Genomic DNA, 12,034 nt, shown 5'->3' on the forward strand with positions numbered 1-12,034 from the left:
TTTATTGCGCTGCTGTTTATCACAGGCCGGCGCGGCAGCAATCAGGAGACGAAATGACTGAGGAGCGCGTCGAGCATCTGCTCGCCGAGGTACAGGATGAGTTCGGCGTGATACGCGTGCTGGAAGTCGCCGACTACCGTTTTCTGGAGTTCGGCGATGCCATCGAGCAGAGCTGCGTCTTCACCGCTGATCCGAGCTGGCTCGAGTACGACTACACCCGGGCGATGCTGATCGGTGCGCTGTGCCACGAGCAGCCGGAAAGTGCGCTGTTTCTGGGGCTTGGCGCGGGCACGCTGACTCAGGCCTGCCTGAAGTTCCTGCCGCTGGAAGATGTCGAAGCGATTGAATTGCGCCCGGACGTACCGCGCCTGGCCATTGAATACCTGGGGCTGGATGATGATCCTCGGTTGTATATCCGGGTGGGTGATGCGCTGGAGTTACTCGACACCGCTGAACCGGCGGACCTGATTTTCGTCGATCTTTACACCGATGTCGGTCCGGGTGTCGGACATCTGGCCTGGAGCTTTCTGGAAAACTGTCAAAAGCGCTTGAATCCTGGTGGCTGGCTGGTGATCAACCAATGGGCCACCGATGATGGCAAACCGTTGGGCGCGGCGTTGTTGCGCGGGCTTTATCACCGTCATTACTGGGAGCTGCCGGTGAAGGAGGGCAATGTGATTTTGATCGTCCCTTCGGAGCTGGATCAGGAGTTGGACATGGACGGTTTGGTCGCAAGGGCCGAAGGGCTGGCGCCGCGATTGGGGTATTCGTTGCAGTCGCTGATCAAGGCGATACGTCCGGCGACTTGATGTGTTGTCTGTAATGGCCCCATCGCGGGCTTGCCCGCGAAGGGGCCATCTAAGCCAACACAGGTCTCAAAACCCTTTGAAGATCCCGGGCCGCTTCTCGAGCATCGACCGCACCCCCTCCTTGGCATCCTCGCTCGCCAACAACTTCTTCACCAGCGGCGGTAATCCCTGCGCCGCTGCGGTTTCCCCTTCATAACGCGCCTGCCGCGCCGACATCAGCGTCGCCTGCACACCCAGCGGTGCCTGACGGGCTATCCGTTCGGCCAATTCAATGGCCCGTGGCAGCAGATCCTCGCTGGCCATGACTTCCTGCACCAGACCCAGATGTAACGCGTCATGGGCATCGAATTCATCGCCAGTCAGCAACCAGCGCATCGCATTGCCCCAACCGGCGACTTGATGCAGTCGCAATGTCGCGCCACCAAACGGGAAGATCCCGCGCTGCACTTCTTTCTGAGCGAATCGGGTGTTGCTGGCGCACAGATTGATGTCAGCGGCCAGCATCAATTCGATGCCGATAGTCAGGCAGTAGCCCTGCGCGGCCACAATCACCGGTTTGCTGACGCGGGGGCCGGCAAAAACACCCCAGGGATCGCAGCCTCCCGGCGGGGCCTGCCAGCCTTCGGCCAACGCCGCGCTGGCACTGACCAGATCGAGCCCGGCGGTGAAATGCTCGCCATGACCGAACACCACCGCGACCCGCGCCTCGTTGTCGGCCTCGAATTCGCCGTAGGCCAGGCTCAGTTCGTTGAGCAGTTCAAGGTCGAAGGCGTTGCGCTTGGCCACCCGATCCAGGCCGATCATCAGGACATGACCGTGTGGTTCGCGGGTGACACGACTGCAAGCGGGCGGATTCATGGAACAATTCCTCGAGCGGGAAGGGTGTGTCAGACCGCAGGTCTGCTTGCTAACGATGAACCGTTTTAGCGTCATCACCAGCAGGGCCGGGCCTTTGAAAAATAGACCGTCTCAGGATTATCCGCAAAGCCTGTGACACAACGGTGTATCCGTCAGTTTTCCGACAAATAATGCTCCCTTTTTGGGCGAATTCCGGTATAGTGCGCGCCGGCCTTTAACCGGGCCGCGTTTAGGTAGCGCAATTCCCCGAAGTCAGCTTCGGCTGCACGTCCGCACAGCGGACTCTCCCTTGACGAATCTTTTTCATTCATTCGTTTTCGCAAATCCCCGCCGACAAAGCAGCCAGGGCGACTCTTGAGTCTTACACGGCATGCGCAGCTTTGGAGCATGGGTCTTTGCGGATGCACTTAGAGGCAGACCCATGACCCAGGAAACCGGCGGCTTCGCCGCTTTTAATCTTAATCCGAATATCCTTGCAGCCGTCATTGCGACCGGCTACGAAGAGCCTTCGGCTATTCAGCAGCAATCGATCCCGATCATCATGGCCGGCCACGACATGATTGGCCAAGCGCAAACCGGTACCGGTAAAACCGCCGCGTTCGCCCTGCCAATCCTGCATCGCATCGATCCTGCAAAGCGCGAACCGCAAGCCCTGATCCTGGCGCCAACCCGTGAGTTGGCGCTGCAAGTAGCAACCGCTTTCGAAACCTACGCCAAGCAAATGCCGGGCGTTACCGTTGTGGCCGTTTACGGCGGCGCCCCTATGGGTCCACAACTGAAAGCAATCCGTAATGGCGCACAGATCGTTGTCGCCACTCCGGGCCGTCTTTGCGACCACCTGCGTCGTGACGAAAAAGTCCTGGCTACCGTGAACCACCTGGTTCTCGACGAAGCGGACGAAATGCTCAAACTGGGTTTCATGGACGACCTCGAAGTCATCTTCAAGGCTCTGCCAGCAACCCGTCAGACCGTATTGTTCTCGGCCACCCTGCCACAGTCGATCCGTGCCATTGCCGAACGCCATCTGCGCGATCCGCAACACGTGAAGATCCAGACCAAGACTCAGACCGTTACTGCGATCGAACAGGCTCACCTGTTGGTTCACGCTGACCAGAAGACCTCGGCTGTATTGAGCCTGCTGGAAGTGGAAGATTTCGACGCCCTGATCATGTTCGTGCGCACCAAGCAAGCGACCCTGGACCTGGCCAGTGCCCTGGAAGCCAAAGGCTACAAAGCCGCTGCGCTGAACGGTGACATTGCTCAGAACCAACGTGAGCGCGTGATCGAATCCCTCAAGGATGGCCGTCTGGACATCGTTGTGGCGACCGACGTTGCTGCTCGTGGCCTGGACGTTCCGCGCATCACTCACGTATTCAACGTTGACATGCCGTACGACCCAGAGTCCTACGTTCACCGTATCGGCCGTACCGGCCGTGCCGGTCGCGAAGGTCGTGCACTGCTGCTGGTGACTCCGCGTGAGCGCCGCATGCTGCAAGTGATCGAGCGTGTAACCGGTCAAAAGGTTGCCGAAGTTCGCCTGCCGGATGCTCAGGCCGTTCTCGATGCCCGCATCAAGAAACTGACCAACAGCCTGTCGCCGCTGGTTGCTGATGCCGAATCGACCCACGGTGATCTGCTGGATCGCCTGACTGCCGACATCGGTTGCACTCCACGTGCGCTGGCCGCTGCTCTGCTGCGCAAGGCAACCAACGCTCAGGCGTTGACCCTGGCTGCCATCGAGAAAGAACGTCCACTGGTGCCGAACAACGCACCGCGTGGCGATCGTCCAGAGCGTACCGGTGATCGTCCGGACCGTGGTGATCGCGAGCGTCGTGCTCCGGTTCCATTGGCTGAAGGTCGTGCTCGTTGCCGTACCGCGCTGGGTGCGCGTGACGGCATCGCTGCCAAGAACCTGCTGGGCGCTATCCTGAATGAAGGCGGTTTGGCTCGTGAAGCCATCGGCCGCATCCAGGTACGTGACAGCTTCAGCCTCGTCGAGCTGCCGGAAGATGGTCTGGAGAAGTTGCTGACCAAACTGAAGGACACTCGCGTTGCCGGTAAGCAGTTGAAGCTGCGTCGCTATCGCGAAGATTGATCCGCTCTTGAGCTGATTGATCGCACATAAAAAATCCCCGACTGGTTCGGGGATTTTTTTTGCCTGCTGTTTGTGCCCTGCCTGTCGAGCAGCGCCACGGTCTTCCGGTCAGCCAAAACGATAAATATCCATCCCCAGCGCGCCCATGGTGAACCCCTGATGCGCAATGCTGAACTCGCCACCAGCCCCGCGAGCAAAATACAGCGGCAATAAATGCTCATCGCTAGGGTGATTGCGCACGGCATTGGGCGCCTGTTGACGGTAATCGTGCAGCGCCGCTTCATCGTCGGCTGCGAGTTTCTCGATCATCCAGTCGCGGAAGGATTTGGCCCAAGGTTCGACGCTTTCCGGGCCTGCATGCCAATCCAGTTCACGCAAGTTGTGTGTGATGCTCCCTGAGCCGATCAACAGCACACCGTGCTCACGCAGGCTGGCCAAGGCATGGCCGACGCGGGTTTGCAGGGCTGGGCCGCCACGGGTGGGCAGCGAGACTTGCACAATGGGGATATCGGCTTGCGGATACATCAACGTCAAAGGCACCCAGACACCGTGGTCGAACGGGCGCTTGGCATCGATGCGTGCTGGCAGATCGGCAGCCTTCAATAAATCGACAACCTGCGCCGCCAAATGGGGATTTCCGGGTGCGGGGTACTGAACGTCGAACAACGCCTGCGCAAAGCCGCCGAAGTCGTGCCAGGTTTCCGGTCGGGGATTGCCGCTGACCAGCAGCTCATTGCTTTCCCAATGCGCCGATACAATCACGATGGCTTTCGGTTTCGGCAATTCGGCGGCTAATCGAGCTAGAGCCGGTCCGCTGGCCCCCGGTTCCAGTGCCAACATGGGCGAGCCATGGGATATGTACAGGCTGGGGAACATGAAAGAGCTCCTGAGGGGTAAGATGGCGTCATCTTCAGTCAGATCATTGATCTAAATCTAATATAAGTTTTAGAGTCTTTTGATCGAATTTTCGGGATTAATTATGCAGCCGGAGTTTTGGCACAAGCGGTGGACGACGAATCAGATCGGCTTTCACCTGCCGGAAGTGAATCCTTATCTGCAACGGTACTGGCCGCAGCTGGGCCTGGAAGAAGGCTCGCGCGTATTGGTGCCGCTCTGTGGGAAAAGCCTGGATCTGCTGTGGCTGGCGAAGTGCGGTCACGAGGTGTTGGGCGTCGAGCTGTCGGAAAAAGCGGTGGAAGACTTTTTCCACGAGCATCAATTTGATCCGGACGTCAGCGACCAAGGCCCTTTCACGGTCTATCGGGCGGGCTCGATCGAGATCTGGTGTGGTGATTTTTTCGCGTTGACGGCCGGCGATGTCGCCGATTGCAGCGCACTGTACGACCGCGCTGCGTTGATAGCCTTGCCACCGAAGATGCGCGAGCAGTACGCCGCGCATCTGACGCGGATTTTGCCGAAGGAGTCGCTGGGGTTGCTGATTACCCTGGACTACGACCAGGCGCAAATGGACGGCCCGCCATTTGCTGTGCTGGATGATGAAGTGCAGCGGTTGTTCGGTGGCTCGTGGGCGCTGAAGATTCTGGAGGATCAGGATGTTCTGAGTTCGAGCGGGAAGTTCCTGGAGGCGGGGGTTACCCGGCTTGAAGAGCGGGTGTATCGGGTTTCCAGCCATTAAGGTGTGTTGAGCTTGCTCGCGATGAGGACAGGAAGAACACCGCATCAACCAGGCAAATAAAAAAAGGCCCGCATCACTGCGGGCCTTGTGTTTTTGTTGCTGAACAATCAGCGCTGAAGTCGATGCAGCGCGTTGATACGTTCTTCCAGCGGCGGGTGGCTCATGAACATCCGGGCGAACCCTTGCTTGATGCCACCGTTGATGCCAAAGGCGTTCAGGGTGTCCGGCATGTGTACCGGCAGGCCTTGTTCGGCGCGCAGGCGTTGCAGGGCGCCGATCATCGCGGCAGTACCGGCCAGGCGTGCACCGGCTTCGTCGGCACGGAATTCACGCTTGCGCGAGAACCACATGACGATGGAGCTGGCCAGAATGCCCAGGACCAGCTCGGCGAAGATGGTTGCCACGTAATAGGCAATCCCCTGGCCTTCTTCGTTCTTGAAGATCACCTTGTCGACAAAGTTGCCGATGATCCGCGCGAAGAACATCACAAAGGTGTTCACCACGCCCTGAATCAGCGCCAGGGTGACCATGTCGCCATTGGCCACGTGGCCAATTTCGTGGGCCAGCACGGCTTTCACTTCATCAGGCGAGAAACGCTCCAGCAAGCCCTGGCTGACCGCGACCAGTGCGTCGTTCTTGTTCCAGCCCGTAGCGAACGCGTTCGCCTCGTAGGCCGGGAAAATCCCGACTTCAGGCATCTTGATCCCGGCTTCCCGGGACAGTTGCTCGACGGTTTGCAGCAGCCATTGCTCGTGACGGGTGCGTGGCTGGGTGATGATCTGGGTGCTGGTGCTCATCTTCGCCATCCACTTGGAGATGAACAGCGAGAACAGCGAACCGGCAAAACCAAAGACCGCACAGAAAATCAGCAGCTGATTGAGGTTCAGATCAACCCCGTTGGCCGCCATGAACCCGTTGAAGCCGAAAAGGCTCAGGGTGATGCTGGCAATCAGCACGACCGCCAGGTTAGTGGCCAAAAACAGCAGGATGCGCATCATGGTTGTAGAAATCTCCTCGTGCTAAAGATGTAGCGTACTGCGGGGTATATAAGGTGATGCACCGGGCTATTCAACCGGGTGACTATTTCAAACTGTGTCCTACGCCAACAGTCTAGCCGCTTGCAGGCCTTTTCCGATGCGGGCATGGGAAATGTTTGACAGGCAAAGCGCGGCGCGGGCCCTGCCGTTGTTGGACGCGAGCACCCAACCAGTGACCAGGCATGACTTGAAACAAGGAAGTGCGGCGGGACGCAGAGATGTGTTGCTGAATTAATCACCGCACGACTTTCGCAAAAAGTCGCACGGTGACGAACCCCTTTTACTGACGGTAGGACTTGAGGAAGCTACCGATCCGCCCGATGGCCATCTCCAGGTCATCCACGCGCGGCAGGGTCACCACGCGGAAGTGATCCGGCCAAGGCCAGTTGAAGGCTGTGCCCTGAACCACCAGCAGCTTCTCGGAGAGCAGCAGGTCGAGCACGAACTTCTCGTCGTTGTGGATCGGGCAGACTTTCGGGTCGATCCGCGGGAACGCATACAGCGCGCCCATCGGCTTGACGCAGGTGACGCCCGGAATGTCGTTGAGCAATTCCCAGGTGCGATTGCGCTGTTCCAGCAAGCGGCCCTGCGGCAGCACCAGGTCATTGATGCTCTGATAGCCGCCCAGTGCGGTCTGGATCGCATGCTGGCTCGGCACGTTGGCACATAGGCGCATATTGGCCAGCATGTCGATGCCTTCGATGTAGCTCTGCGCGTGATGTTTCGGGCCGGAGATAGCGATCCAGCCGGAACGGAAACCGGCCACGCGGTAGGACTTGGACAGACCGTTGAAGGTCAGGCACAGCAGGTCCGGAGCCAGGGACGCGGTGCAAATGTGCACGGCGTCGTCGTACAGAATCTTGTCGTAGATTTCGTCGGAGAACACCACCAGATTGTGCTGGCGCGCCAGTTCGAGCATGCCCAGCAGCACTTCTTTGGAATACACCGCACCGGTCGGGTTGTTCGGGTTGATGATCACCAGCGCCTTGGTGTTCGGCGTGATCTTGGCCTTGATGTCGGCCAGGTCCGGCCACCAGTTGGCTTGCTCGTCGCACAGGTAATGCACCGGGTTGCCGCCGGACAGACTGACCGCAGCCGTCCACAGCGGATAGTCCGGGGCTGGCACCAGCACTTCGTCGCCATTGTTGAGCAAGGCCTGCATCGACATCACGATCAGCTCGGAAACGCCGTTGCCCAGGTAGATGTCTTCGATGCCGACACCTTCAACCTGCTTCTGCTGGTAGTACTGCATCACGGCCTTGCGGGCGCTGAACAGGCCTTTGGAATCGCTATAGCCCTGGGCGGTCGGCAGGTTGCGGATCACGTCCTGGAGGATTTCGTCCGGCGCTTCGAAACCAAAAGGCGCCGGGTTGCCGATGTTCAGCTTGAGGATGCGATGACCTTCCTCTTCCAGGCGTTTGGCGTGCTTGAGCACTGGGCCGCGAATGTCGTAGCAGACGTTGGCGAGCTTGTTCGATTTGCTGACCTGCATGGCGATGTGTTCCCGAAAATGAACGATCCAGGCGGCGTATGAACGACTGCACTGGGAATCCTGCGTATTCACACAGGCCTGACGCCTTGAGATGCAGCACCCATAAATCCGTTTGAATGCGCGTGGTCTGGCTGCCAGACTGGCGTTTGACGAGGCGCAATCATACGTGCCGCCCGATCCGTGGAAAAGGTACAGATCGGGCTTTTTCAGCTGCTGAGGTGTGACGATGGAAAAGTTGGAAAAAACCCTGGAAGAATGGAAGGCGATGCTCGACCCGGAGCAATACAACGTTTGCCGCCTCAAGGGCACCGAGCGACCGTTTTCCGGCAAATACAACGACACGAAAACTAACGGTGTCTACCACTGCATCTGCTGCAAAGAGCCGCTGTTCGACTCCAAAACCAAATTTGACTCCGGTTGCGGCTGGCCGAGCTTTTATGCACCGATCGGCGACAGCGCCATGGTCGAGATCCGTGACGCCAGCCACGGCATGATCCGCACCGAAGTGGTCTGCGCCAAATGCGATGCGCACTTGGGGCACGTGTTCCCGGACGGTCCGCCACCGACTGGCCTGCGTTATTGCATCAACTCGGTGTGCCTGGATCTGGTGCCGCGCGATTAATGTGAGCCCTGTAGGAGCACGGCTTGCCGGCGATGACAATTTCAAGAACGCCATCGCCGGCAAGCCGTGTTCCTACAGTAATTGTCGCCAACCAATTGATTTATTAAATTGCACACAATTCAATTGCTCGCTATTTTGTCTCATCTTCTTTCATCAAGAGTGCAAGTCATGACCGACAACCTGCTGAGCATCCCGTGCACCACCATCAAGGGTGAGCAAAAGACCTTGGCCGATTACGCCGGCAAGGCCGTACTCGTGGTCAATACCGCCAGCAAGTGCGGCTTCACCCCGCAATACAAAGGTCTGGAAGCGTTGTGGCAGACCTACAAGGACCAAGGGTTGGTGGTGCTCGGCTTTCCGTGCAACCAGTTCGGCAAGCAGGAACCCGGCAATGAAGGCGCCATTTCCGAATTCTGCGAATTGAATTTCGGTGTCAGCTTCCCGCTGTTCAAGAAAATCGACGTCAACGGTGCCGGCGCGCATCCGTTGTTCGTTCAGCTGAAAAAACGCGCCCCGGGTGTGCTGGGTTCGCAGGGCATCAAGTGGAACTTCACCAAGTTCCTGATCGGCAAGGATGGTCAGTTGGTCAAGCGCTTTGCCCCGGCGACCAAACCGCAGGACCTGAGCCGCGAGATTGAAGCCCTGCTCAAATGAACAGCCTGTCAGTCGATTCGCTGAAGCTCGACAGCCAGCTCTGTTTCAAGCTGTACGCCGCTTCCCGGGCGGTGATTCGTGCCTACAAGCCGATGCTCGATCAGCTCGGCCTGACCTATCCGCAATACCTGGCCATGCTGGTGTTGTGGGAATGGCAGGAGGCGGCCCCTGAGCAACCGACGGTCAAGGCGCTGGGCGAACGTCTGGCGCTGGATTCCGGCACCCTGACGCCGTTGCTCAAGCGACTTGAGCAATTGCAACTGGTGCAGCGTCAGCGTTCGGCTCGCGATGAGCGTGAGGTGCACCTGAGCCTTTCACCGGCCGGCAAGGCGCTGCGTGATCAGGTCGGCCCGCTCAAGGCGCGCCTGTTGTGCGACAGCGGGGTGGATCTGGATCGCCTGAGTGAATTACGTAATGGTCTCGATCATTTGCTGGGGCAGATCAAGGCACTGTCGTAGCTGGAACCCATAGATCAAGCAGCGCGGCCAGTTCTTCTCGGCGGAAAGGCTTGGCCAGGTAGTCGCTCATGCCCGCCGCGCGACAGCGTTCGCGTTCCTCGGACATGGCGTTGGCGGTCAGAGCGACGATGGGCAGTTGCGGCCAGCGTCCGCTGCGACGAATTTGCCGACTGGCTTCGTAGCCGTCCATCACCGGCATGTTGCAGTCCATCAGAACCAGATCGAAGTCGCTTTTCTCCAGTTGATCCAGCGCTTCGGCCCCGTGAGCAGCGACGATGACCTCGCAGCCCAATTTGCCGAGCATGCCTTTGGCGACCAATTGATTGACCGGGTTGTCCTCGACCAGCAATACCCGTCCGCGCCGCTGGTGGGGAAGGGCTTCAATCCGCGCGCCATTGATCATCGTGGTTTCTGGCTGCAAGACCCGCCGCAAAGTCTGGTACAGCGCATTGCGTGCCAGCGGCCGTGCCTGTTGCTGCAATGGCGCGAGGGCGCTCACCTGTTCGCTGGGCATGAAGTTGCCATAAGCGGTCACCAGCAGAATCGGCGCGTCAAGGGTGGGACGCAGGCCAAACAGGCATTCGGGGCAGTCGGTGATCAATACATCAGGTTCAAGTCCGAGCAGCGAGTCATCAATGGAACGCTGTTGATAGTCGAGTCCCCACGCCGGTAGCAGGGTTTTCAGCAGCTCGGCCAGACCGCTGCTGGCCGCGGTGATCGCAATAATCTTCCCGGACAGCGGTACCGGGGATACGGCGCGAGTGTGAGCGGGCAGCGGCAGGTCGGCGCAGAACTGACTGCCAAAACCGGCTTCCGAGCTGATCGTCAGGCGTCCCTGCATGGCTTCACAGAGGTTATAGGTCAGGGCCAGACCCAGACCCGTACCGCCGAACTGCCGGGTAATACCGGCGCCGGCCTGGGTAAACGGCTGGAAGATCTTGACCTGGGCATCGTGGGCGATCCCGATGCCGGTGTCGCAGACTTCGATTCTGACCCCCTCTTCGAAGGCAGACAGACGCAAATCGACCCGACCGAAGCGAGTGAACTTGAGCGCGTTGGACAACAGGTTGCTGACGATCTGCCGCACCCGGGTCGGGTCCCCCAGCACCAGCGCCGGAAATTGCGGATCGATCAGGCACGTCAGCTCCACGCTCGGCGCCGCATTCTGGGAGAGCAGGTTGGCGGTGTCTTCGACCAGCGCGCCAAGGTCGAACGGAATGTGCTCGAGTTCCAGTTGCCCGGCATCGAATTTCGACAGGTCGAGAATATCGTTGAGCAACTCCACCAGCACTTTGCCCGAGTCATGGGCGATCGACAGTTGTTGCTGCTGTTCGGCCGTGAGCGGGCCGTCCAGCGATAGCGCGATCATTCCCAACAGACCGTTGAGAGGGGTGCGGATTTCATGGCTCATGTTGGCCAGAAAGACCGAGCGTGCTTCAGCCATCTCGATGGCCGTGGTGCGCGCGACTTCAAGTTCCTGATTGGATTGGCTGAGCCGGGTATTGATCGCCTTGAGTTCGGCCGTGCGTGCCGAAACGATGTTTTCCAGTTGACTGAGGTAGTCGGTCAGACGGTTTTCGGCGTTGCGTCGTTGCTGGATCTCGGTGGCGATGTTTTCGAATTGTTGGTTGGCGACTTTGACCAGCACACCGATTTCATCGTTTTCATGCCCCACCGGGTATTCCAGCCAGGTCGGCTCCGCACTGCGCGGATCGCGGCCACTGAGTTCGCGGATGACCCGCACCAGGGGCTTGGTCAGCATCACGTAGAACAGCGCCAGCAGAATGCCAGTCAGGATCAGGCTTCGGGCGAAGCCGTTGAGCAGCGTCACTTCGGCCCGGCGCAGGAAGCGGCTGCCGAAGGCGTAGGTGTCGACTTCCAGTTGCAAGGTCCCGAGCGATTCGTTGGGCAGGTGATCGAGAAACAGACGGTCTTCGAACTGCCGATTGGCGCCAAACAGGAAATCGCTGATGACTCGATAGCCACTTTGCGCGCTTGGGCGTTTAACGCTGGCCAGCACGGTATTGTTGTTGTCGGTGAGTTTTGCGCTGAGGATCGCCGGTGAGCGCACCAGGCCCATGGTCAGTTCCTGGGCGAGTTCGGCGTCGATGTTGTAGGCGATGCGCGAGGCAGGGTTGTGGCTGATTTCCAGCAAAGACAGTATTTCGCGGTTGATGGAGGCGTCTTCGCTGGCATAATCGATGCCTATTTGCAGCAGGCTGAGCAGCGTGCCCAGAATGAAACCGACCAGCACAGTAAGCCTGGCTTGCTTGTATGACAGCCGGTGGGTGAATTTGATGTCCATGGGGTGTTGAACCACTTTCGTTTCCTTTCGCTGCTCAAGCATAGTCGATCATGCATGGATTCCGATGT

The 12,034-nt window shown here is 58.9% G+C and carries 11 protein-coding genes; 6 read left to right on the plus strand and 5 right to left on the minus strand.

Going from position 1 to position 12,034, the window contains the following annotated elements; translation table 11 throughout:
• Positions 1 to 53 precede the first annotated feature (53 nt).
• Positions 54 to 809: a spermidine synthase gene (locus J2X66_RS23325; protein ID WP_123432631.1), complete on the plus strand. Its 756-nt coding sequence runs from the start codon at positions 54 to 56 to the stop codon at positions 807 to 809.
• A gap of 66 nt (positions 810 to 875) precedes the next feature.
• Here the strand turns inward: J2X66_RS23325 and J2X66_RS23330 are convergent, their stop codons facing one another.
• Positions 876 to 1,667, minus strand: coding sequence for a crotonase/enoyl-CoA hydratase family protein (locus J2X66_RS23330; RefSeq protein WP_310269066.1), 792 nt, complete (start codon positions 1,665 to 1,667; stop codon positions 876 to 878).
• A 421-nt stretch (positions 1,668 to 2,088) separates the two neighbouring features.
• Here J2X66_RS23330 and J2X66_RS23335 point away from each other — a divergent pair, with 421 nt between their 5' ends.
• Positions 2,089 to 3,762 (plus strand): DEAD/DEAH box helicase, encoded by a 1,674-nt coding sequence (locus tag J2X66_RS23335; RefSeq protein ID WP_007943712.1) that lies wholly within the window; start codon positions 2,089 to 2,091, stop codon positions 3,760 to 3,762.
• A gap of 108 nt (positions 3,763 to 3,870) precedes the next feature.
• On the opposite strand, the gene J2X66_RS23340 is transcribed toward J2X66_RS23335, so the two are convergent.
• Positions 3,871 to 4,638, minus strand: a complete 768-nt coding sequence (locus J2X66_RS23340) for a class III extradiol ring-cleavage dioxygenase (RefSeq protein WP_310269070.1) — start codon at positions 4,636 to 4,638, stop codon at positions 3,871 to 3,873.
• Between the two features lie 103 nt (positions 4,639 to 4,741).
• On the opposite strand from J2X66_RS23340, the gene J2X66_RS23345 reads away from it, so the two are divergent.
• A complete protein-coding gene (locus J2X66_RS23345; RefSeq protein ID WP_310269299.1) occupies positions 4,742 to 5,398 on the plus strand; it encodes a thiopurine S-methyltransferase in 657 nt (218 codons plus the stop codon).
• Between the two features lie 107 nt (positions 5,399 to 5,505).
• On the opposite strand, the gene htpX is transcribed toward J2X66_RS23345, so the two are convergent.
• Positions 5,506 to 6,396 (minus strand): protease HtpX, encoded by an 891-nt coding sequence (gene htpX, locus J2X66_RS23350; RefSeq protein ID WP_027925729.1) that lies wholly within the window; start codon positions 6,394 to 6,396, stop codon positions 5,506 to 5,508.
• 319 nt (positions 6,397 to 6,715) lie between these two features.
• Positions 6,716 to 7,927 carry a pyridoxal phosphate-dependent aminotransferase gene (locus tag J2X66_RS23355; RefSeq protein ID WP_123432627.1) on the minus strand — a complete coding sequence of 404 codons (1,212 nt, stop codon included), beginning with the start codon at positions 7,925 to 7,927 and terminating at the stop codon, positions 6,716 to 6,718.
• A gap of 226 nt (positions 7,928 to 8,153) precedes the next feature.
• Here J2X66_RS23355 and msrB point away from each other — a divergent pair, with 226 nt between their 5' ends.
• The 3 genes from msrB to J2X66_RS23370 all read left to right on the plus strand — a co-directional run bounded on the left by msrB (position 8,154) and on the right by J2X66_RS23370 (position 9,661).
• Positions 8,154 to 8,549: a peptide-methionine (R)-S-oxide reductase MsrB gene (gene msrB / locus J2X66_RS23360; RefSeq protein ID WP_310269076.1), complete on the plus strand. Its 396-nt coding sequence runs from the start codon at positions 8,154 to 8,156 to the stop codon at positions 8,547 to 8,549.
• A gap of 168 nt (positions 8,550 to 8,717) precedes the next feature.
• Positions 8,718 to 9,203: a glutathione peroxidase gene (locus tag J2X66_RS23365; protein ID WP_310269080.1), complete on the plus strand. Its 486-nt coding sequence runs from the start codon at positions 8,718 to 8,720 to the stop codon at positions 9,201 to 9,203.
• Positions 9,200 to 9,661, plus strand: coding sequence for a MarR family transcriptional regulator (locus J2X66_RS23370; protein WP_310269083.1), 462 nt, complete (start codon positions 9,200 to 9,202; stop codon positions 9,659 to 9,661). Before J2X66_RS23365 ends, J2X66_RS23370 begins: the two co-directional genes overlap by 4 nt.
• Here J2X66_RS23370 and J2X66_RS23375 read toward each other — a convergent pair.
• Positions 9,645 to 11,966 (minus strand): response regulator, encoded by a 2,322-nt coding sequence (locus tag J2X66_RS23375; protein ID WP_310269302.1) that lies wholly within the window; start codon positions 11,964 to 11,966, stop codon positions 9,645 to 9,647. The two genes, J2X66_RS23370 and J2X66_RS23375, sit on opposite strands and share 17 nt — an antisense overlap.
• Between the last annotated feature and the right edge of the window lie 68 nt (positions 11,967 to 12,034).

Source organism: Pseudomonas sp. 3296 (assembly GCF_031456615.1).
Classification (GTDB): Bacteria; Pseudomonadota; Gammaproteobacteria; order Pseudomonadales; family Pseudomonadaceae; genus Aquipseudomonas; species Aquipseudomonas mucoides.